Source organism: Amycolatopsis lurida (genome assembly GCF_900105055.1).
GTDB lineage: Bacteria > Actinomycetota > Actinomycetes > Mycobacteriales > Pseudonocardiaceae > Amycolatopsis > Amycolatopsis lurida.
Genome location: NZ_FNTA01000004.1, coordinates 7,216,736 through 7,241,701, shown reverse-complemented (window position 1 = coordinate 7,241,701; position 24,966 = coordinate 7,216,736). Strand labels below are relative to the sequence as shown.

Annotated in this window: 21 protein-coding genes; 9 read left to right on the top strand and 12 right to left on the bottom strand. The window is 67.9% G+C overall.

Going from position 1 to position 24,966, the window contains the following annotated elements; translation table 11 throughout:
* Positions 1-2 precede the first annotated feature (2 nt).
* Positions 3-1,343: an NAD(P)/FAD-dependent oxidoreductase gene (locus BLW75_RS39370; protein WP_034311313.1), complete on the bottom strand. Its 1,341-nt coding sequence runs from the start codon at positions 1,341-1,343 to the stop codon at positions 3-5.
* Positions 1,340-2,047, bottom strand: coding sequence for a hypothetical protein (locus BLW75_RS39365; RefSeq protein ID WP_034311312.1), 708 nt, complete (start codon positions 2,045-2,047; stop codon positions 1,340-1,342). The genes BLW75_RS39370 and BLW75_RS39365 overlap by 4 nt, the downstream gene beginning before the upstream one ends.
* Positions 2,048-2,259: 212 nt before the next feature.
* Between BLW75_RS39365 and BLW75_RS39360 the strand changes: the two genes are divergently transcribed.
* Entirely contained in the window at positions 2,260-2,868 is a 609-nt protein-coding gene (locus tag BLW75_RS39360) for a TetR/AcrR family transcriptional regulator (protein ID WP_034311586.1), read from the top strand.
* Positions 2,869-2,870: 2 nt separating this feature from the next.
* Here the strand turns inward: BLW75_RS39360 and BLW75_RS39355 are convergent, their stop codons facing one another.
* Genes BLW75_RS39355 through BLW75_RS39330 form a run of 6 tightly spaced genes read right to left on the bottom strand, consistent with a single transcriptional unit; the run spans position 2,871 to position 10,512 of the window.
* The gene (locus BLW75_RS39355) at positions 2,871-4,325 is read right to left on the bottom strand and encodes an aldehyde dehydrogenase family protein (protein ID WP_034311310.1); all 1,455 of its coding nucleotides are present in this window, start codon (positions 4,323-4,325) and stop codon (positions 2,871-2,873) included.
* Between the two features lie 21 nt (positions 4,326-4,346).
* Positions 4,347-5,444 carry a Zn-dependent alcohol dehydrogenase gene (locus BLW75_RS39350; RefSeq protein WP_034311307.1) on the bottom strand — a complete coding sequence of 366 codons (1,098 nt, stop codon included), beginning with the start codon at positions 5,442-5,444 and terminating at the stop codon, positions 4,347-4,349.
* The gene (locus BLW75_RS39345; RefSeq protein WP_034311304.1) at positions 5,441-7,768 is read right to left on the bottom strand and encodes an AMP-binding protein; all 2,328 of its coding nucleotides are present in this window, start codon (positions 7,766-7,768) and stop codon (positions 5,441-5,443) included. The genes BLW75_RS39350 and BLW75_RS39345 overlap by 4 nt, the downstream gene beginning before the upstream one ends.
* Positions 7,765-8,526, bottom strand: a complete 762-nt coding sequence (locus BLW75_RS39340) for a gamma-glutamyl-gamma-aminobutyrate hydrolase family protein (RefSeq protein ID WP_034311303.1) — start codon at positions 8,524-8,526, stop codon at positions 7,765-7,767. Before BLW75_RS39340 ends, BLW75_RS39345 begins: the two co-directional genes overlap by 4 nt.
* On the bottom strand, positions 8,523-9,860 hold the full coding sequence (locus BLW75_RS39335; RefSeq protein ID WP_034311301.1) for a glutamine synthetase family protein: 1,338 nt from the start codon (positions 9,858-9,860) through the stop codon (positions 8,523-8,525). Before BLW75_RS39335 ends, BLW75_RS39340 begins: the two co-directional genes overlap by 4 nt.
* On the bottom strand, positions 9,853-10,512 hold the full coding sequence (locus BLW75_RS39330; protein WP_034311298.1) for a hypothetical protein: 660 nt from the start codon (positions 10,510-10,512) through the stop codon (positions 9,853-9,855). The genes BLW75_RS39335 and BLW75_RS39330 overlap by 8 nt, the downstream gene beginning before the upstream one ends.
* Before the next feature lie 200 nt (positions 10,513-10,712).
* Here BLW75_RS39330 and BLW75_RS39325 point away from each other — a divergent pair, with 200 nt between their 5' ends.
* Genes BLW75_RS39325 through BLW75_RS39310 form a run of 4 tightly spaced genes read left to right on the top strand, consistent with a single transcriptional unit; the run spans position 10,713 to position 15,071 of the window.
* Complete coding sequence (locus BLW75_RS39325; RefSeq protein ID WP_034311295.1) at positions 10,713-11,093, top strand: hotdog domain-containing protein; 381 nt, start codon at positions 10,713-10,715, stop codon at positions 11,091-11,093.
* A complete protein-coding gene (locus BLW75_RS39320) occupies positions 11,090-12,610 on the top strand; it encodes a flavin-containing monooxygenase (RefSeq protein ID WP_034311293.1) in 1,521 nt (506 codons plus the stop codon). The genes BLW75_RS39325 and BLW75_RS39320 overlap by 4 nt, the downstream gene beginning before the upstream one ends.
* Positions 12,607-13,650, top strand: coding sequence for an alpha/beta hydrolase (locus BLW75_RS39315; RefSeq protein ID WP_034311291.1), 1,044 nt, complete (start codon positions 12,607-12,609; stop codon positions 13,648-13,650). Before BLW75_RS39320 ends, BLW75_RS39315 begins: the two co-directional genes overlap by 4 nt.
* Positions 13,647-15,071, top strand: a complete 1,425-nt coding sequence (locus BLW75_RS39310; RefSeq protein ID WP_198935724.1) for a flavin monoamine oxidase family protein — start codon at positions 13,647-13,649, stop codon at positions 15,069-15,071. Before BLW75_RS39315 ends, BLW75_RS39310 begins: the two co-directional genes overlap by 4 nt.
* A 419-nt stretch (positions 15,072-15,490) precedes the next feature.
* Here BLW75_RS39310 and BLW75_RS39305 read toward each other — a convergent pair whose 3' ends face one another.
* From BLW75_RS39305 to BLW75_RS39295, 3 genes are read right to left on the bottom strand one after another with little or no spacing between them, the layout of a single operon-like run.
* Positions 15,491-16,786, bottom strand: a complete 1,296-nt coding sequence (locus BLW75_RS39305; RefSeq protein WP_034311288.1) for an NAD(P)/FAD-dependent oxidoreductase — start codon at positions 16,784-16,786, stop codon at positions 15,491-15,493.
* Positions 16,776-17,630, bottom strand: coding sequence for an alpha/beta hydrolase (locus BLW75_RS39300; protein ID WP_034311287.1), 855 nt, complete (start codon positions 17,628-17,630; stop codon positions 16,776-16,778). The genes BLW75_RS39305 and BLW75_RS39300 overlap by 11 nt, the downstream gene beginning before the upstream one ends.
* Positions 17,627-18,853 (bottom strand): metal-dependent hydrolase family protein, encoded by a 1,227-nt coding sequence (locus BLW75_RS39295; RefSeq protein WP_034311285.1) that lies wholly within the window; start codon positions 18,851-18,853, stop codon positions 17,627-17,629. The genes BLW75_RS39300 and BLW75_RS39295 overlap by 4 nt, the downstream gene beginning before the upstream one ends.
* Positions 18,854-19,091: 238 nt before the next feature.
* Here BLW75_RS39295 and BLW75_RS39290 point away from each other — a divergent pair, with 238 nt between their 5' ends.
* Both BLW75_RS39290 and BLW75_RS43085 read left to right on the top strand, forming a co-directional pair.
* Positions 19,092-19,502, top strand: a complete 411-nt coding sequence (locus BLW75_RS39290) for a hypothetical protein (protein WP_244175802.1) — start codon at positions 19,092-19,094, stop codon at positions 19,500-19,502.
* An 8-nt stretch (positions 19,503-19,510) separates the two neighbouring features.
* Entirely contained in the window at positions 19,511-19,651 is a 141-nt protein-coding gene (locus tag BLW75_RS43085; RefSeq protein WP_158005376.1) for a hypothetical protein, read from the top strand.
* Here BLW75_RS43085 and BLW75_RS39285 read toward each other — a convergent pair.
* Entirely contained in the window at positions 19,648-22,893 is a 3,246-nt protein-coding gene (locus BLW75_RS39285) for an AfsR/SARP family transcriptional regulator (protein WP_091599331.1), read from the bottom strand. The genes BLW75_RS43085 and BLW75_RS39285 overlap by 4 nt on opposite strands.
* 121 nt (positions 22,894-23,014) lie before the next feature.
* Between BLW75_RS39285 and BLW75_RS39280 the strand changes: the two genes are divergently transcribed.
* Both BLW75_RS39280 and BLW75_RS39275 read left to right on the top strand, forming a co-directional pair.
* A complete protein-coding gene (locus tag BLW75_RS39280; RefSeq protein ID WP_241783554.1) occupies positions 23,015-23,908 on the top strand; it encodes an NAD(P)-dependent oxidoreductase in 894 nt (297 codons plus the stop codon).
* A 3-nt stretch (positions 23,909-23,911) separates the two neighbouring features.
* The gene (locus BLW75_RS39275) at positions 23,912-24,676 is read left to right on the top strand and encodes an SDR family oxidoreductase (RefSeq protein ID WP_034311283.1); all 765 of its coding nucleotides are present in this window, start codon (positions 23,912-23,914) and stop codon (positions 24,674-24,676) included.
* Positions 24,677-24,966: the final 290 nt, after the last annotated feature.

The following is a 24,966-nucleotide window of genomic DNA, read 5'->3' as shown; positions in this document are numbered from 1 at the left end:
ATTTACCCGGCCTTCTGCCGGGCGCTCTTGCGTTTGCTTCCGTTCACGAAATCGTTGAAGCGGTCGACAGTCCAGATCGCACGAAGCCCCAAGGAGCCCATCATCAGCGGGCGTGGGAACTTGGGCTTCTTCACCCACAATTCCTCCAGGTCCTCATGGCGCTCTCCGTCGACGATCAGATCAGCGATGAGGGAGCCGACGTAGGGCGCTTGCGCCAGGCCGTGACCGTTGCACGCGATCGAGTAGTAGGTGGCATCGTCCAGTTGCCCGGCTATGGGCAGCCAGGACGAAGTGATCGCGATCCATCCTCCCCAGGTGCGCTCGATCGCGACGTCCGACAGAGCCGGGAACCGCGTCGTGAAGGCCTCGGCAAGTTCCTCGACGAGCGCCGGGTCCGGCAGCTTTTGAGGGAGTGGATACGTCCTGCCCCGCTCGAGCCGCCGGACACCGAAGACGATGGTGTTGCGTGAGGTCAGCCGGTAGTTCTCCATGATGTTGTGCTGGGTGACGAGCCCCGATCGGCTGGACCATCCCAGTGCCTCCAGCCGGGCGGGGTCGATGGGCTCGGTTTCCACTTCGACGACCCAGATGGGCACGGAGAGCCGAGGAGGCGTGATATCCCACTCCCCCGCGTACGCATTCGTTGCCAGAACCACTTTGTTCGCCCGCACCAGACCCCGAGGAGTGGTGATGACCGCTTGGCCGCGGTCACGCCCGACGTCGGTGACCTTCGTCTGCTCGAAGACTCGCGCGGAGGTATTGAGCAGCGCTCGACGCATCCCCGCGGTGAACTGACCGGGGTTCATGATCCCCCCGACGTTTTCACGCATTCCGCCGAGGAAGCCGCGGGGAATGCCGAGTTCTTCGCTCGTTCCCAGTTTCACGTCGGCGCCGACGCGCCGAAGGATCCTGGTCACGCGGCGCACCCGGCCCATCTGTCCTCGGGAGACCGCCGCGAAGACATTGCCCGTCCGTTCGTAGCCGCAGTCGATGCCGTACTTTTCGATGAGGCTCTCGACGTGGTGTGCGGCATGTTCGGTGAGGCGGATCATGCCGGGCATCTTCTTGCGGTACAACAGGTCGAGGAGCTGAAGGTCTCCACCTGGGGCTCCCGCGAGCTGCCCGGCGTTGCGCGAACTGGCGCCGTGCCCACAGAACTCGGCTTCCAGCAGCACCACGTCCTGCCCTCGTTCGGCCAGCCGCAACGCAGTCGACATGCCGCCGATACCACCCCCGACGACCGCGACCTCACAAGTGAGGTCCCCGGCCAGCGAAGGCCGGACGTCGGCGGGCGGATCAACCCAGCCACAGAAGGCCGTGTACTCGACGTTTTCTGTCTTCATCGGTCTTTCCTCGCGTAAGCGGCAGCTCGTTGTTCCGAAACAGGTCCGGCGCCTGCCGTCACGTTGTGGTCGTGAAGAGCGCGGTAAGCGAAGTAGTACACGAACATCTGGAATCCCCAGGCGGCCAGCGCGGCGCTGTAGAACAACGTTCGGTGCGCATCGTCGCCCGGGAGCGGGAAGAAGTCGTAGGTGATCGCGATGACGGATCCCGCGATGGTGACCAGCGCGGCGCTCACGGCCTGCTTCTTGGCACCGATACGCCAGAGCCGCCAAACGAAGTAGGCGAGGAACGCCGTAGTGAGCACGTTGACCACGACGTAGAACGTCGCCGGACCGACGTGCAGCTCGTCGGCGCGGAATTGCTGGAGGTAAAGCCCGGCGACGGCGGCGAGCGCGAACACGCCGACATCGACCACGACGGACGGCTTGTACCGATGCGTCACGCGCATCAGGCCCATGACGAGGATGAGGGTGATGCCGACGGATCGCGAAAAGGCGTCGAAGAAGTATGCGACGTTGTACAGAAAGCCGTCCTCGGCTCCACCCAGAAGGGCCCACAGGAAGAAGTTCGAGCCCGACGTGGCGACGATCATCCATTCCAGGCCGAGCAGGTAGTTGCCGTAGCGCCGAATGAACTTCCAGCCGAAATAGAAGCCGGCGAAGATCATCCAGAGATCGGCCAGCATGAAGAGCAGGTTCTTCATGTCATGTTTCCTTCAGGTCGTGCCTTCACCGCTGAGCAGAAGGCGGAGTTCGGGCCGGCGGCCGAAGCCCTGGGGAGCTGCGCGGATTTGTGATCCGGTTCATAGGCTACGCCAGTCTTAGTCATACGATCAAGTCATTTGTCCAAGAAGTCTCGCTGCTAAGCTGGCCGTGACTTAATCAAGCGTCCAACTACGTGCACCGGGAGGACTTCGTGCCACGGATCTCCGCCGCCCAGCGGCGCAGCGACTTCATCAAGGCCGCGGTGGAGGTCATCGCCACCTACGGCATCGAGGGCGCGACGACCCGGCGCATCGCCGAGCAGGCGCAAGCGAATCTGGCGATGCTGCACTACTGCTACGACTCCAAAGAGGACCTCTTCGCCGACGTCTACGAGTTCGTGGCGGGCCGGTACCGCGACGCGCTCGAGGGCGACGACTCCCCCGGTGACGTGCGAGAGACGGCTCGACGGCTCCTGCGCGGAGTCATGGAGTGCTACCTCGAGTCGGCCAGCTTCACCGCGGCGACGGTGGAACTCATCAGCTGGGCACGGCGCCAGCACGGAGACCGCGGCATCGCGGTGTACGACAAGGCTCTCGAAACGGTGCGCGCCGCACTTCGCGACGCCGAGTCGGACCATCCGATCGCACCGGAGGTCATCGACGAGATCGCCTTCGTCCTCGCCACCTTGGCCGACGGCTTCGCCGCGAACTGGTTGACCTACGGGGATCGGACCGCCGCGCTGGGGCAGATGGAAATCGCCACGTCGGTCCTCGACAGCTGGCTCGCGGCCCGGCTCGGAGCCACCCCCGTCGGGCGATGACGTCACAGCGGTAAGTCGGGCGAATCGACACCGACGACCCGGTCGCCGCAGAAGACGCGCACCGATTCCGCCGGGCCGTGGCCGCCGATGCCTGCCGGGCCCCAGAAGCTCTGTGCCGAGTCGTCACCGAGGTCGGCGACCTTGGCGCCGTTGACGCGCACTTCGCCGGCCAGGATGCGGGAGCCGACGTCGATCGCCCGGTCCGTATCGGCGCCGAACACGTACGCGTCGAGCCCTGACGGATGGGCGTTGGCGATGCGCAGCGCCTGTTCACCGGAGTCCACGGCGTGCAGCGAGACGACCGGGCCGAACAGCTCGGCGGTGGCCTGAGCGGGATCCGCGCCGACGGCCACGGTCGGAGACAGGAAGTAGCCGTCGAGCTCGGGCAGGCGGGCGGGCTGCCGAATGCTCGCCCCCAGGTCGCGCAACCCGTCGATCCTGCTCTGGAGGGTCCGGAAATGCGGGGCGTTGGAGATCGGGCCGATTTCGGCGTCCTCATCGAGGGAGTGACCGACGACGAGCTTGGAGATCCGCTCGGTCAGTGCTTCGAGGAGAGGGGCGATCAGGCTGCGGTGAGCGAGGATCTTGCCCGGTCCTTCGCACCATTGACCATTGAGTTTGGTCATGCCGTCGAGGATGCCGTCCGCTGTGACGTCGAGGTCGGCGTCGTCCAGCACGAGCACCGGATTGTTCCCGCCGAGCTCCAGCTGCAGGACCTTGAAGTCTTCCGCAGCTGCCCGTGCGATGGCGCGCCCGGCGGCGGGCCCGCCGGTGAACGAGACGATCTTGACGCGGGGGTCGGTGGTCAGCCGGGCGCCGACGTCGCCGGCGCCGTGCACGAGCTGCAGCGCGCCGCTGGGCAGGCCCGCCTCGACGAAGCATTCGACGATGATCTGTGCGCTGCCCGGCGCGTGCTCCGAAGGTTTGAGGATGACGGGACACCCCGCGGCCACGGCGCCGGCGATCTTGGCCGCCGGGATGAAACTCGGGCCGTTCCACGGTGTGAGGATCGCGGCGGGCCCCCACGGCACTTTGTGGAGGCGGACGTCGCGGCCGCCCGCGGCCAGCGCGGTGACGCGTGGGATGTTCACCAGATCCGCCGCCGACGCCCAGATCCTCATGGGCAGGAAGGCGGCGACCTTGCGAGTTACGCTGATCGGCGTGCCGCTGGTCAGCGAGTCCGTGCGGGCGATGTCCTCGGCCCGGGTCTCGACGATGTCCGCCACGCGTTCGAGCATCGCGGCACGCTCACGCCGAGCGTCGTCGTCCCAGCGGCCGATGTCGTACACGCGCTCCGCGTGCCGTAGCGCCCGCTCGACGTCGTCCTGGGCCGTCGTGACAGAACGGTGGACGGGTTCGCGCGTGTTGGGGTCGACGTTCCACGCGTCGGGCACCGTCTCGGCTTCGCTCCAGGTGTCGGCGATGTAGTTCACCGGCCGGGGAATCTCGTTGCTCATCTTCACGTTTCCTTCGGTCGGTCAGGACTGGAGATCGACGACGATGCGGGTGACGTCGCCGGACTTCATCGCCTCGAAGCCTTCGTTGATCTCGCCGAAGGGGACGACGCGCGTGACCATCTCGTCGAGCAGCAGACGTCCCTGCTGGTACAGGCGGGCGAGCTGGAGGATGTCCTGCCGCGCTTGACCCGACCCCATGTAGGAGCCGATGAGCCGCTTCTCCTCGAAGAAGAAGTCCGATGCCGGGACGTTGAGTTCGGTGCCCCCGGGTGCGATCCCGACCAGGCACGCGGTCCCCGTCGGGCGCACCAGGGCGAGGGCCGTCGCGGCGGTGCGGGCCGAGCCGACCGCTTCGAAGGCGTAGTCCACTCCGTCACCGAGCAGGCGGTGAACCTCCGCGACCAGGTCTTCGTCCCCGCCGTTGACGACGTGGGTGGCGCCGTAGCCGCGCGCGGCCTTGAGCCGGTCGTCGTCCAGGTCGATCGCGACGATGGCCGAGGCGCCGGCGAGCCTCGCGCCTTGGACGATGGCCGATCCGACGCCGCCGCACCCGATGACCGCGACCGTGCTGCCCGGTCGCACCTTGGCGCCGCGGAAGACCGCGCCGACACCGGTGATGACACAGCAGGCCAGGAGGCAGCCGACGTGCAGTGGCACGTCGTCGGGAAGCCGTACCAGCGAGTTCTCGCGCATGAGGACATGCCGGGAGAACGCCCCGATGTCGCCGAGCCGCTCGATCGGCTCGCCGTCCGTGGTCTGGAACGCGGGCCGGGGGCGGCGGCGGATCTCCCCCAGCCTCCGACATTGGGTCGACCGCCCCGCCTCACAGTTCGTGCAGCGGCCGCAGGAGGGGGTCAGCGCGCCGACCACGCGGTCCCCGGGGCGCAGCCCGGACACCTGCGAGCCGACCGCCTCGACCACACCGGCCACCTCGTGGCCGACCACGACCGGCAGCTCGGTCGGCACCGTTCCGGTCATGTAGTGCAGGTCGCTGTGGCACAGCCCCACGTTGGTGACCGCGACCCGCACCTCGTGCGGTTCCGGGTCGTCCACCCGGATGACGGTCAGCGCGAGCGGTTCGCCGACGGCGGTCAGCACCGCGGCCTGGGTGTCGATCATGTCGAGGTCTCCTTTTCGGTGTCCCTTGTGGACAGAAAGGCCTGGATGCCCGCGGCCAGAACTCCGCTCTCCCACGCCTGGGCGGCGGCGAGGTCTTCCCGGGCGAAGGCCGCTTCGACGTCCTCTGCCGTCGGGCGCAGGAGCGCGAGATGCAAGGCCGTCGTGTTGCCCTCCGGCGTCCACTCGACGACGGTGTCGATGGCACGGCCGATCAGGGCACCGGGCTCCACGATCTCGTCGAGCAGGCCGATCCGGAGGGCTTCGTCGGCCCGGATACGAGGGGAGCCGAGCACCACACGCATGGCGTGGTTTCCGATGAGCCGCCTCAGCAGCACGCTGGACGCGTTCGAGATCGTGATGCCCCGGCCGTTTTCCGGTTGGTAGTAAACAGTTTTCGGAGTACCGATGCGGGTGTCGCAGCACAGGGTGATCTCCGAGGCTCCGCCGACCGCAATGCCGTTGACGGCCGCGACCACAGGGATCCGCGTCTCCAGGATCGCCCTGGTGATGTCGTGGAAACTCGCGAACGCCTCACGCATCCCGGCTTCCGTCGACGGCACGCTGTCGAGATCCTCTCCCGCGGAGAAAGCCCGGCCCTCACCGGTGAGCACGATCCCGCGCACGGTCTCGCCGGTACCGAACTCGCGGATGACGGACGCCAGCCGCCGCCGGGTGGCGACGTCCATGGCGTTGAGCTTCTCGGGGCGCCGGAGGGTCAGCACCGCTACGTCGTGGACGACTTCGATGCCGAGGAATCCCCGTCGTGCGCCGAGGTCGTACGTCACGCCGCGATCGGCCGCGGCCCGGGCCTTGAGTGCCGTTTTGGCAATGCGTTCAGACGGTGTGCGAGGAAAATCTGCGACGAACTCGACATAGCGCGGCAGCTTGAACCGCGCGAGTTCCTTGCCTGCCCGCTCGACGATCCGCTCGGCCGTCGCCAGTTCGGCGGGGACGCCTGCCGCCAGTTGGACGAACGCCTTGACCTCCTCGCCGAGGGTCTCGTCGGGTTCGGCGACGACGGCTGCCGAGACCACCCGGTCGTCACGCTCCAGGGCGGCTTCGACTTCGACGCTCGCGACGTTCTCGCCGCCACGCCGCACCATGTCCTTGATCCGGCCGACCAACCGGATTCCGTCGCCCGGGCGGCGGACGACGACATCGCCGGTGTGGAGCCAGCCGTCCCGCAGCACCCGGGCGGTGTCTTCAGGGCGGTTCCAGTAACCGTCCATCATCGGCCTGCCCGCGATGACCAGCTCACCGGCTTCACCGTCGGGCACCTCGGAACCGTCGGGATCGACGACGCGGATCTGTTTCGTCGGTACCGGCCGCCCCAGACTGCCGCTTCCCACGGCGTCGGAGTCGTCGAAGGGACTGAACAGGTCGATCCCGGACTCGGTCATTCCGTAGACCTCGCGCCACGGAGCGCCCCATCGTTCCTCCAGCCGGGCGTGGAGTCCGGCCGGAATTCCCGAGCAGAAGACGAGGCGGAGGTCGTTGTCGCGGTCTTCGGGGGTCGGCGGTTGCTTGGACAGCAACGTCGGCATGGACCCGAGGACGTAGAAGAAGGTCGCCCGATGCCGCCGGACGTCCGCCATGAAGGTCGACGCCGAGAACCGTGGCAGCACGACCAGCGGAGCACCGACCGTGAGCGCCAGCGCGGTGTTCCACTGTGGATCCATGTAGGAAAACGGTTGCGCCGTCAGGAGAACGTCGTCAGGCCCCAGTCCGGTCACCGAGGCGCAGATCCAGCCCAGCCGGACCCAGTAGTCGTGGGTGAGCATGCACGCCTTGGGGAAACCGGTCGTTCCCGACGTGTACTGCAGGTTCGCCAGCGCCCCGCCTTCGATCGGTGCGGCTGGAGGCGTCGCCGGAAACTTCTCCGACCCGTCGTCGGCGACGTCGACGACGCGGACGCCCTCACCGGCGACGACATCGGCGATCAGATCCGCGCGGTCGGCGTCGGTGAACACGACGCGTGCGCCGGAGTCCCGCAGGACGAAGGCGAGGTCGGCCCTTTGGTACGAGCTGTTGATCGGTACGCCGACCGCACCCGCTTTCAGCGTGGCGAGCCAGACGACAGGCCAGTGCACGACGTTCGGCAGCATGATCGCGACACGCTCGCCCGGCCGGACACCGTCGACCTCGATCAGCCGGTGCGCCAGCCTGGAGGTCCAGTCGTCGATCTCGGCGAAGCTCCACGACCATTCCCCGTAACGCAGGAATTCCCGATCCGGCGAGTCCTTCGCGCGTTGCGACAGCAGTTCCGTCAGGGTCGGGGTGGCGGGGTCGTCGCCCGCCTGTCCGGGCGCCACTTTCGCGGTCATGGCATGCTCCTTCGCCTCTTCGCCGCGGCCTGGACGATCCACGTCATCGCCGGGTCCTCGCTCTTCATCCACTCCGGGTGCCACTGGACGCCGAGCACCGGTGCGCCCGGGAGCTCGACCGCTTCGACCACGCCATCGCTCGTCCGTCCGGTCACGACCAGGCCGGTGCCGCAGCGGTCGACGGCCTGGTGGTGCCACGAGTTGGTCATCGCGTGCTCGCCGAACAGGCCGGCGGCGATCGAGCCTTTTTCGAAGGACACGAGATGATCGGCGGTGCCGTCGGTCGGCGCGGCCTCCGCCGACAGATGGCTCACGGACCCGGCCGGCAGGTCGGCGACGAGGGTGCCGCCGAGAGCGACGTTGAGCACCTGCATGCCGCGGCACACACCGAGCACTGGAATCCCCTGCTCCAGAGCAGCACGGACGAGCGTGATCTCGTACTCGTCGCGGACCGCGTCGTGGACCATCGGGTCCATCCGCGGATCGATGTCGCGGACCACCGTCGTGTCCCCGCCCCAATACGCTGGATGGATGTCCTGACCGCCGGTGATCACGACACCGGACAGCCACTGGCTGATGGCCTTCGCGTCGGTGTCGTAGGAGAGATGCACCGGAAGCCCACCGGCCTGCGCGATCCGGCTCGCGAAGTCCGACATGTAGCCGTCGAGGCAACGGTCTCCGTATCGCTCGTCGGCTCCCTTGAACAGCTCCAGCCGGAACCGCCTGCCGGTGATGCCGATCAGCGGACGCGCCCTCACGGGAACTCGAAGTAGCGGGTGGACTCCCACTGGGAGAGTTCGGCGAACGGATCGCCGCCTTTGGTGTGGAACTCCATCCACTCCCAGCGCCGCGACGCGACCCAGAAGTCCACGAACTCGTCACCGAGGTACTCGCGAAGAAGCGGGTCGGCGTCCAGGGCCGCGCCCGCCTTCGACATCGTGTCGGGGATCCGGGGCACGCCTGCGCTGTCGGGCAGGCACCAGGCCATGTCCGTGACCTGCTCCGGCGGTTCGATCTCCCGCTCGATGCCCGCCAGCACCCCGGCGAGCACTCCGGCGAGCGCGAGATAGGGGTTCACGTCGGCGCCGGGAAGCCGGTACTCGAGCCGCGAATACTTTGAGTGGCCGGTGATGGCGCGCACCGCGGCCGTTTTGTTGTTTTCGCCCCAGCTGATGACGGTGGGCGGTCCGGTGAAGTCGACCAGTCGCCGGTAGGACGTGATCTGCGGCAACGCGAGCGAGGTGTTTCCCGCCATCGTGGCCAGCAGCCCGCCGACCGCGTGCCGCATCAGCGGGGACGGCCCGTCCTCGGCGAAGAACCGGTTCACTCCGTCGCTTTGCAGTGACAGGTTGATGTGGGCCCCTTGGCCATAGCCCGCCGTCGGTTTGGCCATGAAGGTCACCGTGTGGTCCCGCTCGAACGCGACCTCACGCATGACCTGTCGGGTCCGTGCCCAGGAGTCGGCCAGCGTGATCGGGTCCGCCGGCGGCAGGTTCAGCTCCGTCTGCCCGGCGGCGGCCTCGTCGGTCCAGGCCTCCCACGCGATGCCGAGCCGATCGAGGCGGTCGACGACCGCTTCCATGTAGTCGACCCAGTCCTTGGACCTCGCCAAGTGATACGTGGCTCCCGTGCCGCCGCCCAAGGGCGTCAGGTCCCGGTACCCGCGTTTTCGCGCCTCCTGAACGGATTCCTCGAACAGGGTCGCTTCGATCTCCACGGCGACGGTCGCGGTGTACCCGAGAACGGCGAGCCGGGCCACCAGCTTCCGCACGAGGTTCCGCGGGCAGATCGGCACGGGTGTGCCGTCCTTCAGCCAGTAGTCGCCGATGACCGAGTCCAGACCCGGCTTCCATTCGACGAGGGTCGACATGTCAGGGATCATCTGGATGTCGTAGAGGTTGCCGCGCCAGTCCGGGAAGGCGTCTCCGAGGACGATCTCGTTGCCGAGGTCGATCGCGAACAGGAGGTCGGCGAAAGCGAAGCCGCTGTTCCTGCCTGACGCGAACTTCGTGCTCGACACGGTCTTGCCCAGAAAGCTTCCCTCGTGGTTCGTCGCTTCGAGGCGCACGGCGCGGTCCTTGAGATCAGACATCGAAACGAACCCTCCAGGAAGCGGCCGTCATGACCGACAGTTGCGACAGCGTGCCTTTGACCTGAAGGCCGGCCGCCAAGGAAGCGGCGAAGTCGTCCGCTCCACTGAGGACACCGGCGAGCACGTCGGGCGGTCCCGCGATCAGGTACTCGGTCGGCCCATCGCCGAACCGGTGCCGCTCCGGGCCGCCGGGGCCATCCGCGTCGACGATCAACACGTCGGGAATGCCGGGGATTTTCCTTGTCACCGCCCAGAAATTCCGGGCGGCCTCGCGCCAGTGCGGCAGCGGCGGCGTCAACACGCGCAGGACTCCGGAGGCCAGGACGACGTCGCCGGCGGGCTCCCCCACCGTGGCGAAGCGCGCCAGCAGATCGACGGCCACCGTCGCGTCGGGCTCGCCCACGACTCCACCGGTCACCGTGATCGCCTTGCCGTCGAAGGAAATCGTCGCGGCCTGCGGCGTGTCGTGGGAGCGCACCGCCACGGTACCGGCGGACCGGCCCAAGACCTCCTGTGCGTGACCGATCCGCGAGGAGTCACGCAACGTGCGTCCGATCAGCCGGACGACCGGACTCGCGTCGTCTTCGATGGTGACGGGAAAGATCGAGCCCTCCCTCACGGGCGCCTCGGGGAACGTCATGATCTCGGCCATCAGCGGCCCTTTCGATCTTGGCGAGGATCGAGCCAGAGTTAGTCAAATGACTCGATCAATTGACGAAGATGATGAGCGCCCTGCCGCGCGTTTGTCAACAGCCCCATTCGAGGGAGCGCCAGAACCAGCCCTTGACGAGGACTCGAAGTTGTCACACACTCGATCACCTGACTTAATCGGATGACCTACTAGGAGTTCTGATGCACGTCATCCACCAGCGCTACGTCGCCTACTCCGATGCTCACTACGCCGGAAATCTCGTCGACGGCGCGTACGGCCTGGCGCTGTTCGGCGACGCCGGAACTCATCTCGCGATCGTCACGGACGGCCACGAGGGCCTCTTCGCGGGCTACTCGTCCGTGGAATTCCTGGCGCCGGTGCGCGGCGGCGACGTCATCGAGGTCGAGGCACGGCTCGCGGCGAAAGGCACCAGGAGCCGGACGATCGACTTCGAGCTGCGCGTCATCGCCCGGTCCGTCGACGGCACGGGCGGAGCGGAAATCCTCGCCGAACCCATCGTCGCCACCCGCGCCCGCGGGACCGGCGTCGTCCCCGCCAACCGAGAAGGAAGTGCAGCATGAACGACGCAGACGCGACGGAGGCCGCCGACATCGTCGTCATCGGCGCCGGCATCTCCGGTATCGGCGCGGCTCAGCACCTGAGGAACGACTTCCCCGGCAAGAAGGTCATCCTGCTGGAATCTCGCGACTCGATCGGCGGTACCTGGGACCTGTTCCGCTATCCGGGCGTCCGGTCCGATTCCGACCTGCACACCTACGCCTACGAGTTCAAGCCATGGCGGCATCGGAGCGCGATCGCCGAAGCGCCGCTGATCCGCGAATATCTCGCCGAGACGGTGAGCGAGTTCGGCCTCGACAACGTCCTTCGGCTCCGGCACCGGGTGACCTCCGCCGACTGGTCGAGCGCCGAGGCGCAGTGGACGCTCCAGGTGACCGTGACCGACGACGCCGGCACTGAACGCACGAAGACGATCAAGACCGGCTTCGTCTTCAGCGCGACCGGCTACTACCGATACGACGAGGGGTTCACGCCCCACTTCGAGGGTCGTGACGACTTCCGGGGCGACATCCTGCATCCGCAGCATTGGCCCGACGACTACGACCACCGCGGCAAACGCGTCGTGATCATCGGAAGTGGCGCGACGGCCGTGACCATGCTCCCGGCCATGCTGAGCGGAGAGGGCGCCGCGGCACACGTGACGATGCTCCAGCGCACTCCCAGCTACATCGCCTCCCAGCCGCGGTTCGACAACATCGCCGTCAAGCTCACCAAGCTGCTCGGGGCCAAGCGCGGCTACGCGGCCACACGGCTGAAGAACATCTGGATCGACTTCCTGCTCGTCTCCACCCTGCGCAAATTCCCCGACTTCGGGCGGAAAGCGCTTCGCAAGTGGACACTCAAGGAGCTTCCGCCGCACATCGATGTGGACACGCATTTCAACCCGCCGTACGAGCCGTGGGACGAGCGTCTCTGCGTCACCCCGGACGGAGAGTTCTTCAAGGCACTCCGCGGTGGCAGCGCCGACGTTGTCACCGACCGGATCGACCGCTTCACCGAGGACGGCATCCTGCTGGAGTCGGGCCAGGAACTGGAGGCCGACCTCATCGTCACCGCGACCGGCCTCGTCATGCAGATGCTGGGCGGTATCCAGCCCACAGTGGACGGTCACCTGGTGAAGATGTCCGACACCCTCCTCTACCGCGGCGCCCTCATCTCCGGCATCCCGAACTGGGCCATGATGCTCGGTTACACGAAGGCGTCCTGGACGCTCCGCCTGAGCAACGTGTGCCGCCTGGTCGGCGACGTGCTCCGCCGCATGGACGCCAACGGGTACGACATCGCGGTCCCGGTCGTCCCGGACGGACTCGCCACCACGGACCTCCTCGACCTCACCGCGGGCTACATGCAAAGGGCCAAACCCGAACTTCCCCGCCAGGGCACCGAACTGCCGTGGCAGATGCACACGACCTTCGTCAAGGACAACCGGCTCTTCAAAGGGCGGCTCATCGACCGGAACATCCGGTTCGCCGTCCGGGCACCCGCCGCCGACCTCACGGGCGCGACGGCCGACTCATGACCGGGGCACGCCGGCGTCTCCAGCGGGCCTTCGTCATCGCTCTGAGCCGCACTCCTCCCCCGCTCCTCAAACTGCTGGCACGCCCTCCGGTCAACAGCGCCGGCGATCGGATGGCGCCCGACGTCGCCCTCCTGATCAAGCTCACGGAAGCCGGTGGCGACTACAGCGACCTGCCGGTGGCCGCCGCCCGGGAGGTCACCGAACGTGACGCGGCACTGTTCGCCGACCGGATCGCACCTTGTCCCGTCGAGCAGGACGTGGATCTCGGCGACGGGCTGCGGGCGACCCGCTACAGCTGCGGAATCCCGGACCGCGGGTTGATCCTTTTCTTCCACGGCGGCGGATTCGTGCTGGGGAGCCGCGAGAGTTACGCCGCCCCGGCGCGGATGCTCGCCCAGGGAACGGGCGCTGAAGTCCTGTCCGTCGAGTACCGGCTCGCACCCGAGCACTCGTTCCCGGCGGCGCACGACGACGCGCTCGCCGCGTGGCGGTACGCCGTCGACCACGCCGCCGAGTGGGGAGCCGACCCGCACCGGATCGTCGTCGCTGGTGAAAGCGCCGGAGGCAATATCGCCGCCGTGCTCTGCCAGCAGCTTCGCGGCCTTCCTGTCCAGCCGATGATGCAGGTGCTCATCCAGCCGGTCACCGACATCTCGGAACGACGGCCCTCGCAGCACGAGTTCGCGGGGTCCCCCGCGTTGTCGGCGAAGCAGATCGCGTGGTTCATGAACCATTACCTCCCCGACGGGACCGACCATCTCGACCCCCGGGTTTCCCCTTTGCTCGCCGGAGACCTGGCAGGTCTCCCCCGGGCCATCGTGACGGTCGCCGGATTCGACCCGCTCCGCGACGACGGACTCGCTTACGCGGCCGCGCTGGCGGAAAGCGGCGTACCGGCGGAGGTGATCCACGAACCCGAACTCGTGCACGGCTACATCGCCTTCACCGCTGTCAGCCCAAGCAGCAGAAGGGCCACGAGACGGCTGGTACGGGCCATTTCCTCGGCGCTGACGTCGACACGTGAACGGAGCACATCATGACCGAATCCCTCCACGAGCACACGGCGGAAGTCGTCGTGGTCGGCGCCGGTATCGCGGGCTTGATGGCGGCGACCACACTGTCCGATCAGGACATCGTCGTACTCGAAGCCGGCAGCCGAGCCGGAGGACGCGTGGAGTCGGTCCGCCAGGGCGGCTACTGGATCAACCTCGGCACCCAGTTCACCGAAGGGACCGGCCCGCTGATCGAAGCCCTCGAACGCCACCGGGTCCACATGGGGACACTGGCCGGCAAGAAGGTGGCCCTCGCGCTCCACGGAAAGCAGGTCGACACCTCGAATCCGTTCGCCCTGATGTTCCGCTCCCGCATGACCTTGCGCGACCGAGTCGCGCTCGCGGCCGTCGGCGCCCGCATCCTCGCGGCGGCACCGTTCCTGCAGTCGAACAACCGCCTCGCGAAGCGCCTCCGGGCGAAACTCGATGCCCTCTCCGCGTCGTACGTGCTCCGAGGGGTCAAGTCAAAGGTCGCGCGGGACATGGTCCGGTCGTGGTCCGGGCAATGGATGGGCTGCGAACCCGAGGAGACCGCCGCGACCCAGTTCGTCATCTCGATGGGCATTCTCCTGACCGACCCGGCGAAGGTGCCCAACTTCTCCCTGCCGGCAGGAGGAAACCAGACCCTCACCGACATCCTGGCCGACGACCTCGGCGATCGGCTGCGGCTGAACTCCCCGGTGAAATCGGTGAAGCGAACCGAAGACGGCGTCGTCGTGGACTACCACGACGAGAACGGACCGGCGCGTATCCGAGCCCGCCGCGCGATCGTGGCCGTTCCCAGCGATGTCGCGATCAAGATCCTGCCCGGCCTCCCGGCCGAGTACCGGACGGCGTTCGACGACATCCATTACGGCCGGTACGTGGTGGTGGGCTTCTTCACCAGCGAGGAAGGCCCTCAGCAGTGGGACGACTACATCGCCGTGTCGACGCCCCAGCTGTCGTTCCAGGCGATGTTCAACCACGCCGCCGCCCTGCGCGGCCCCGGCCCACGCAAACCGGGCGGCGCGCTCGCCTGCTTCGCCGGCGGCGCCGTGGCCGACGACCTCTTCAAGCTCACCGACGAGGAGATCGTCACCCGGTTCACCGCGGACCTCCTCTCGCTCTACCCCGAACTCGAGGGGAAACTCGGCGAGGGGATCGTCCGGCGCCACCACCGCGTCGTGCCGTTCTGGGCGCCCGGCGGACGCGCCTCACTACCGACGCTGCGCGAACACCTCGGCCCCGTCTACCTTGCCGGCGACTACCAGCTCGACATGCCCTCACTCGCCGACGCGGCCTCATCAGGCGAACGGGCGGCCAAGCAGGTTCTGGCGAGCCTGGCGCTCAGCTCTCTGACGACGGAAGCCCGCGACGCAATCCAGGCGCTCGGAAGCCTCGGCTTCGCCCGCCGGCGGCACACCGGATAAGCCTCGCCGGCCGCACTCTGTTCATGTCCCGTGGCATCGGCCTGGCGACCGGCCTCTCCGCCGCCCGCCGGGGCGTGATCCCGGATGCGAAGACGCGGCTCGGGGCCCGCGCGCAACACCTGCCTGCTGTGCGGAGAATGCATCGTCGGGTGCCGTCACAACGCGAAGAACACCACCGTCAAGAACTCCCTGTACCTCGCGGAACAAACCGGGGCGACCGTCCATCCGCTGACCACGGTCACCGCGGTCAGCCCGCTTCCCGGTGGCGGCTACCGCATCGACACCATCCGCACCGGCGGCAAGCTCCGCCGCACGAAACAGACCTACACAGACAGGTCGCGTCCACTGGCGCTCGCTGGCCCGGGCGAGCATCGACCCGCGGCTCCGACGGAGAACATCGGCTTCGTCCGAGCTCCGGCTCAGCCGAGCACCGTGCCCGAGTTCGCGGTGTTTCGGTTGCGCTTACGGGAGAACGCACCCAGGTCGATCTCCAGGCCGGTGCGCGGGGCCCGGAACCGGACGGGCGACGCGTCGTGGTCGGCGCCGTTCTCCACCTGGTCGATCAGCTCCGTCATCAACTGCCCCACGACCGGCGCGTTCTTGAACTGGTTGCCGCTCGTTCCGATCGCGACGTAGAAGCCCTCGAGTTCGGTGCGGTCGTAGATCGGAGTCCAATCGTCGGCGACGTCGTAGACGCCCACCACGCCACGCGCCCGGTTGGGCACCGCCAGGTCGGGCAGTCGCCGCGCGGCCCGCGTCACCTGGGCCTCGAAGACCGCGGCCGTCGGGTGGATGTCGACGGCGTCCGGGTCGTCGATCCACTGCAGCGGATCACACTCCGGTTCCGTTCCGCCGACGAGCAGGCCCCCAGCTTCACCGCGGAAGTAGGTGCCCAGATCCATGTCCGCCACCACGGGCCCTCCGTAGCCCTCCGGGACCGGCACATGCGCTACTTCCTGCCTCATCGGTCGCACACCGACCGTGAAATCGGAACCCACGCCTGCCAAGTGATTGACCGCGCCCGACCACGGACCGGCCGCGTTGACCACGACGGCACAGGGAATCCGGGTGCCGTCCGACAGCCGCACCGACGTCACGCGCCCGCCTGCCTTCTCCACCACTGTCACCGTGCTGCGGAAGCGGAACTCCGCCCCGCGTGCCGAGGCCGCGGCGGCGAGGTTCACGGCGGCGAGGCCCGGGTCCGAGACGTAACCGGCGTCGGGGGTGTACACCCCACCGAGCGAGTGTTTCGCGTCCTCCCAGAATTCCTCGTCGTCGAGCCGCTTCGGCGGCCAATGGCGGCCGGCGTCGATACCGGGAACGCGCTCGGCCAAGGTCGCGCTGTCCCATTCCTCGTAGGGAACACCGATCTCGTCGAACAACGGAAGCCACGACATACGCGGGGCCGCCTCGACGTCCAGCATGACCAGTCCGCTCTTGCGGAACATCGCGAGGTCGCCGACCTCGGACCCGAGGTGGCCGGCCCAGTCGAGCCAGCCGAAATGCGCCTCCCACGCCGTCGCCACCCCGGCGGTGGTGGAGAAGTTGAATCGGACGATCGCACTCGATGCCGAGGTCGACCCCTGTCCGGCTCCTGGGGCCCGATCGAGCACGATCACCTGATGTCCCGCCCGCGCGAGCTCAAGGGCGATCGACGAACCGATCACCCCTGCCCCGATCACGACCGCGTCGGCGCTCGGACGCTTACCGGGCACGGCAGGTCCTGAGGTAACTGAGGAACGAAGCCTGCAGCCCGGTCACGTGCGTTTCGCGCAGGACCGCGCTGGTGACGGCTCCCCCACGGGAGGAGAGGCGGTGCAGGACGGTGGCCGTGTTCTTCGTGAGGCTTTGGTAGATGGCCAAGTCCCCGAGCAACTCTTGCTCGTTGAGGGTCACGTGCAGTTTGGCGGCAGGGTGCCGGTCACCCATCTCTTGGAGCTGGGTGAAGATCTGGCTGTCTTCACTGGCGACGCCGGGGCTCCCCGCTCCGATGCTCTCGAAGAGGGTGTTGCCGGTGAGCCAGGTGTAGAGGCTGAAAAGGCCGCCGTAGGAGTAGCCGAAAAGGCCGTGACCGCTCGTGGCCGTGTCGTAGTCGCGTTCGATCCTCGGGTGCAGTTCCGCGGTGAGGAAGTTCAGGAACGCGTCGGCGTGGGTGTCGCGTAGTTCGGCGAGGTAGGCGTCGGATTCCTCTCGGGTCCTCGCGCCCATTCGAACCCCCATCTCCACGGCATCGACGAGCTCCTTGGCGACGGGTTCGCCGGGCGGCACGAGGTCCCGGTTCCGCAGCCGGTCCCAGTGCTGTGCTTCCTCGCCCGCGTAGCCGACGCTGACCTGGATGTAGGGCTGTATCCGTTGCATGGGGTCCGCCTGGGTGACGATGAGCGGAGCCGTCTGGCCCACGGCCCAGTTGCCGTCGAGCACATACACGGCAGGCGTTCGCGTCGTGGCGGGGTCGTAGCCCGGTGGTGTGGTGACCCAGATGCCGTAGTCGTGCCCTCCGCTGGAGCGCATCTCGAAGTAGTCGGTGTCGGCGAGGCAGCCGTGCCACATGGTGCTCATCGGAGGTCCTTCACGATTCGGCCGGCCTTGAGAACGAGGACGGCATTGGCGGGATCAGCGAACAGCCCCGGGTCTTCGACCGGGTTGCCGTTCCACAACACGAGGTCGGCCTGTGCGCCGGGAGCGATGATCCCGACTTGGCCGGACAGGCCGAGAATCTCGGCGTTGGTCTTGGTGGCCGCCACGAGGGCTTCCATCGGCGTCTCGAGTTCTGCGCGCAACCTGAGCTCTTCGCCTCGACGGTTCTGAGCCGGGCCGATGAGGTCGGAGCCCAGCCCGATCCGTACTCCGGCCGCCTTGGCGACGGCGAGCGCCTCGGTCATCCGCTCGCGAACACCCAGCACACGATCGCGGGTCGATTCGCCGAGGCCGGCGCCGGCGGTGTCGTGCAGCAGTTGCTCGACGACGGCGAACGTGGGCACGAGGGCGACCTCGCGAGCGGCCATCAGGGTGGCCGTGGGCTCGTCGAGGTCGGTGCCGTGTTCGACACAGCGCGCCCCGGCCTCGACCGCGTTCCGGATGCCGTCGTTGTTGTGGGCGTGAACCGTCACGTAGGTGCCCCGCGCCGCGGCTTCCTGGACAGCGACGGCGATCTCCTCGACGGTGAACTGGGTGTCGGTCAGCCGGTCGTGCGCCCCGACCACCCCGCCGGTCACGCAGAGCTTCAGGAAGGAGGCTCCGCGACGAAAGGCCTCGCGCACGTTGGCTCGCAGCTCATCCGCGTTGCCCGACATCATCGACAGGGCGCACAGACCCGGAACGTGATGGCTGCTCCACAGCTCGGTGGGTTCCCAGTCGGCCCCGTAGTAGCCGTGCCCACCGATCTGGCACTGAACCGGTCCGCACGACAGGACGCGCGGCCCCCTGACCTTGCCCTTCGCGATCGTGGTGACGAGGCCGCCGTCGACCCCGCCGGTGTCCCGGACGGTGGTGAAGCCGGCATCGAGCGTCGCGCCGGCCGTGGCGAAGATGTCTGCCGCGATCTCCGCGGCACTGATCTGAAACGAGAACTGCGGCTGGATCGGACTCGACAAGCCCAGGTGAACGTGGGCGTCGATGAGGCCGGGCGTCATCGTCAGTCCCTCGGCATCGAGACGCTCGGCGTGTGCGCTGGAGGCACCAAGGCGGGTGATACGCCCGTCTTCGATGCTGACGTCAGCGTTGACCGGGTCGCGACCCGAACCGTCGACGACCGTCGCGCCGACCACCCGACACCGTCCCACGAGTCTTCCCTCCGCTGTTGCCGTCTTCTTTTCCAATGGATAAACTATGGGAGTGATCCTGTCAAACTCGGAACGCAAAGGCGACGCGCGCGATCGCCTCCTGGCCCGGCTTCTCGACGCCTTCGACGAGGACCTTCCCGCGCCGGAGGTGTCTCTCCGAGAAATCGCCGCCCGGGCCGGGACCAGCCACGCCCTCCTGCGATACCACTTCGGGTCACTTCCGGGCGTCTTGGCGGCCATGCTCAAGGCGCACCGGTCCCGCGACAACGAGGCACTTTTCGAGGCCACCCGGCAGGGCACCTTCGACGACCTGGTCGTGGCCATCTGGCGGGCCTACACCCGACCGGAGCAGCTGTCGCGTGTCCGCGGCTTCTTTCACGTCGTAGGACTGGCCGCCTACAGCCCGCAGGACTTCCGTGAGTTCATCGACTCCCTCGACGACCTGACCGAGATCCTGGCCTCGCTCGCGGAACGCGAAGGGCTCGACGCAAAGGAAGCGCTGACCCTGGCCTCCGTCACCGTCGCCGCGATTCGTGGCCTGCTCCTCCAGGAGATCCTGACTCCTGGAGTCACCTCGGAGGACGCGGTCTCCTTGATCCTGCGCATGAGCAAGGACCGATCCGTTCCGCGCACACGTAAAGGGCCTTGAGCAGGCCGATGACCCGGCGCCTCGAACAGGTTCTCTTCACCTGCCGTCTGTTCGACTCCGCCACCCATATCGGCGAGGACGCACTTCTCCGCCTTTTCGAACAGCTCTGCCCAGCGGGCGACAACGCGCCGGCGTTCGCTGACTGCTAGGCGTTGGGCGTTGTGATGTTTCCGGCGACCACGTCGAGGTCGTTTCTCCGACCGTGTTCGAATTCGGTGACGAAGACGTTTTCGGGCAGGTGGTGCCGGATCCTGGTGGTGATCCGATCGATGTCGCCGCGTTCGGCCGCCGGTAGTGGCGCTCCCGCTGCTTTTCTGAGTGCGGCGGCCGCGCCGAGCAGGCGAGCGGCGTGGCGGTGGCGACCGGCGAGCGAGTGTGCCCCGGCCAGTCCTTCCAGCGCGAGCGCGATCGCCCGTTGGTCACCGGTGGCCTGTGCTGCGGCATAGCCGTCCAGATGGAGGTCGAGCGCCGCCGGGGCAGCACCGCGTTGTTCCGCGATGAAGCCGAGTTCGGCCAGGATCAGTGCGACGCCGGGGATTCCGTTCCAGCGTCGGCACCAGTCGAGCCAGTTTCGCAGATGTGTTTCGGCGGTATCGAGGTCGCCTTGCCTGCGCGCGCCGAGCCCGAGGCCGACTTCGGCGTGTTGGACGCCCCATTGGTGGGACTGTTCCGCGGCCAGTCGCATCGCTCGGGTGTGGAACTCCTTCGCTGTGACGTAGTCGCCGGCCAGCAAAGCGCTGCGGCCGAGTCCGGACAGTTCGTATGCGGCCTCGGTCCACAAACCGAGTTCTTCGGCGTTGCGCAACCCCTCTCGGCGAAGACGTGCGGCTTCTTCGTAATCGCCACTGATTTCGGACAGTATGGCGAGGCCCTGCCTGGCCTTCAGCTGCCCCCAGCGGTCGCCGAGTTCCTCGAAAAGAGCCAGACTTCGACGGCCGAACCGGTCGGCTTCGGCGAGATCGCCTTTGGCCGTGGCGAACGTACGTGAGATCAGAACGGCCGCGATGCCCCACTTGTCGCCGGCGGCGTGAAAGGCCGAAAGCAGGCGGTCGTTACGGTCACTCGCCGTCGCCGGGGCATCGAAACCACTCTGCGTGAAGCCAACGAACCACTCGGCCCAGGCCCGCGTGGCCGGGGCGGCGACGGTGTCGCTCATCGTGTCCAGCACACGACTCGGCACGGCTGTGTCCGGATCGGTGGCATCGCGGATCAGCAGTGTGATGCCTGCTTGCCATACGGCCGCCATGGCCCGCGTCGCGGCGGGCACTTGCCCGTGGAGGGACAAGACCAGGTTCAGCATTCGGCGTGCTTCGCCGAGCCTGCCGCGCAGGAACCAGTACCAGCCCAGCGCGTTGACCAGCCGGAGAGCCACTTCCGCTTCGTCGTGCTGGATCGCGTCGTCCAGCGCCCGGTGGAGATTGGCGGTCTCGGCGTCGAGGCGACGCAACCAGTATTGCTGCTGTCTGCTTCGCAGGTGTGGCTCGGCGCGTTCGGCGAGTTCGGTGTAGTACCGGCGGTGCGACTGCCGGATCCGTTCGGACTCGCCCGCCTCGTCGAGCCGTTCGTGGCTGTAGACCGCGACGGATTCGAGCAGCCGGTATCGCGGGCCGTCCGCGGTCTCGGTCATGACGACCAGCGAACGGTCCACCAGCCGGGCAAGCAGATCGAGGACCTCCCTCGCCCGCACTCCCCCGCCGGCACAGGTCGTTTCGGCCGCCTCGATGGCGCAGCCCCCGGAGTGCACGGACAGGCGGCGCAGGACGACGCGTTCGGCCTCGGTGAGCAGTTCCCAGCTCCAGTCGATCATCGCCCGCAACGTCCGCTGACGAGCAGGAGCTCCCCGTTTCCCGCCTGCCAGCAACCGGAACCGGTCGTCCACTCGCGCGGCCAGTTCCCGCGCGCCCAAGGCCCGGAGCCGGGTGGCGGCCAGTTCCAAGGCGAGAGGAATCCCGTCGAGCCGACGGCAGATCGTGGCGACGGCGTCCGCGTTGTCCGCGGTCAGGTCGAACCCGGGCACGGCGGCGCTCGCTCGTGCCAGGAACAGCCTGACCGCGCTGGACTTGCGCACGGCTTCGATCGCCGCCCCGGGCGCCGGTGGCTCCAGCGGCGACACGGGCCAGACCTGTTCCCCGTCGACCGCGAGCGGCTGACGGCTGGTCGCCAGGATCCGCAGGCCCGGCGCTGTCGACAGCAGCCGTTCGACGAGTTCGGCGGTCGGCTCGGTCACATGCTCGCAGTTGTCCAAGACCAGCAAGAGCTGCTTCGTCCGCAAGGCACCGGTGAGCCGCTCGAGCGAGGAAACGGGACCTGTGGAGGGAAACAAGGCAGTTGTGGCGTCGTCGCGGAGGCCGAGGACCGCGGCCACCAGGTCGGCCGATTCCGCTGACGTCCGTGGATTGTCCTGGCGATCCAGCATGGTGAGTTCGACCAGCCAGACGCCGTCGGGGAAGGCTTCGACCAGACCGCCTGCCGTCTCCACGGCCAGCCGCGTCTTGCCGACGCCACCGGGGCCGGTCAGCGTCACCAACCGGGCCGTGTCCAGCGCCGAGCGCACCGCGCCGACGACGTCCGCTCTGCCGACCAGGGCGCTCAGCGGGATGGGCAGATTGGTGCGCGGCGCGGCGCCGGAGGTGAGGCCGGGGTGAGCGGCCTGTTCCAGGATCGACTGGTGGAGGGCGGCCAGCTCGGGCCCGGGGTCCAGGCCCAGTTCCTCGGCCAGCCGGTGGCGCAGCCCGCTGTAGGCGGCCAGTGCGTCGGCTTGGCGCCCGGCGAGGTAGAGCGCACGCATGTGGACCGCGCACAGACGTTCCCTCAGAGGGTGTCGAGCCACCAGTTCGCCGAGCTCGCCGGCGAGTGCGGCGGCGACCCGGTCATCCGACTCCAGCCTCGCCTCAGCCTGTTCTTCCAGTGCGACCAGCCGCTCCTCCTCGAGACGTCGAGCGAGGTGCCCGGCGAACTCCGCGTCCTGGAAGTCGGCGAACGCCGGCCCTCGCCACTGCCGCAGGGCATCCGACAACAGCTCCGCCCGTGTGCGGGCGTCACCGCTGATTCGCGCCTGCGCGGTCAGGTCCCGGAACCGGCCCATGTCGACCCTGGCCGGATCGACCCGCAGCAGGTATCCAGGCGGCTGGGCCACCACCAGGTCCCGCCCTCCCGGCTCGGCGTCTTCCAACGTCCGCCGAAGCTGCCAGATCCTCGTCTGCAGGGTCTTTCGGGGGTTCTGCGGAAGCCGCTCGCCCCACAGATCATCGATGAGCCGGTCGGTCGACACCGGCCGTCCCTCGTGGACCAGCAGGGCCGCCAGCAGGGCGCGGACCTTCGACTCCCGGACGTCGACCCGGGTCCCGCCCGCCGTCCACACGGCCAGCGGACCGAGCACTCCGAAACGCACGGCACCACGGTAACCGGCGAACCGCCTCGGGATGGGCGCGCTCCCGATCTAGGCCAAAGCTAGACCGGGCCGGGGGTCGCCGCCACCAGGGTCGTGTGCACGGACCCGAATGGAGTTGTGAGTGAACGAACACGAAGAACCCGTCCCAGTGACGGTCATCGGTCTCGGTGCGATGGGCAAGGCGCTGGCCGCCGCCTTCCTGGCCGCAGGCCACCCCACCACCGTCTGGAACCGCTCGGCGGGCAAAGCCGACAGCCTCGTCGCGGACGGCGCGATCCAGGCGGCCACGATCACCGAGGCGGTCACGGCGAGCCCGATCGTGGTCGTCTGTCTGCTGGACTACCCGGTCCTGCACGAGATTCTCGAGCCGGTGGGCGACACCTTGGCCGGTCGAGCACTGGTGAACCTCACCAACGGCACTCCGGACCAGGCTCGCGAGACCGCCGGCTGGGCGAGAGGGCGCGGCGCCGACTACCTCGACGGCGGCATCATGGCCGTGCCCGCGATGATCGGCCGGCCCGAAGCCCGCGTGCTCTACAGCGGCTCACGGCCTGTCTTCGACCAGTACGAGGGGACGCTGAACCGGCTGGGCACCGCCAGGTACGTCGGCGCCGACCACGGCTTGGCGTCGCTCTACGACCTGGCCCTGCTCAGCGCGATGTACGGCCAGTTCGCGGGGGCGAGCCACGCACTCGCCCTCGTCCGCACGGAGAAGGCCGATCTCACGGAATTCGCCTCGTCCCTGCTGGCCCCCTGGCTGACCGCGACGACCGTCGCGTTACCCCTGCTCGCCGAACAAAACGACACCGGCACGCAGGCGGGCGAGGAATCCGCTTCCCCACCGGACATGCAGGCGGTGGCCATCGCCAACATCGTCACGGCCAGCAACGCCCAGAACGTCGACAAAGCGCTGCTCTCCCACCTGTTCGTCCCCCTGCGAGACCTCATCGGCCGGCCTGCCCACGACCGCGACCTCGCCGGAATGGTCGACCTGATCAAGAAACCCCAGGAGTAGACGATGAACGAGTATTCGGGCAAGAAGGCTGTCGTAGCGGGCGGAACGCACGGCATGGGACTCGCGGTCGTCAAGACCCTTCTCGACGGTGGCGCGGAAGTCTTGCTGACGGGCCGCAACGAGAAGAACATCGAAACCGCGCGGGCCGAAGTCGCGTCCCCGGCAGCCCACGTGGTCCGCTCCGATGCCACCAGCATGGCCGACATCCACGCGCTCGGTGACCTCGTCGAAGAAAAGCTCGGCCGGATCGACTTCGTGTTCGTCAACATCGGACTCGCCAAACTCGAACCCTTCGACCAGGTGACCGAAGCGTCCTACGACCAAAGCTTCGACACCAACACCAAGGGGGCGTTCTTCACCACCCAGCGACTGACTCCCCTCATCCGTGACGGTGGCTCGATCGTCTTCACCACCTCCATCGCCGACGAAGGCGGAACAGACACCCTGACCGTCTACTCCGGAGCGAAAGCCGCGGTCCGTGCGTTCGCCAAAGGAATCGCCCACGCGCTGCTGCCCAGGAACATCCGGGTGAACGTGGTCAGCCCCGGCTTCATCGACACCCCGACAATGGGTATCGCCGGGTTGACCGACGACGATCGGGACTCCTTCAGGGAAATGGGAGACATGGCAACCCCGATGAAGCGGCACGGCACCGTCGAAGAAGTCGCCGCGGCCGTGCTGTTCCTCGCCTTCGACGCGACCTTCACCACCGGCGCCAGACTCACCATCGACGGCGGGATCGGCCAAGGAATCCCCGCAGCCCAGTAAAGACGGCCCCGCGCGAACGAGGGCGGCAGGGTTCCGTCGGCGAGCATCATTCCGCCTTGACCCTGGCTGCGGACGGGTGGCTGATGGGGGCCGGTGTTCCTCACCGGCCCCCATCACCACCGAGAACACCTGGCGGAACCCGGCTTTGCCCGCGGGTGGCGTGCGCCTACCAACCCACCGGGTCGGCTGGTCACCTCGCGCGAGACCTCCCAACGTGCTAGGCGTGCTGCCCGGGAGGTTGCGAACGTGGGGACACGTAGTCGGATGATCTTGGAGTGAGGACCTTCGGT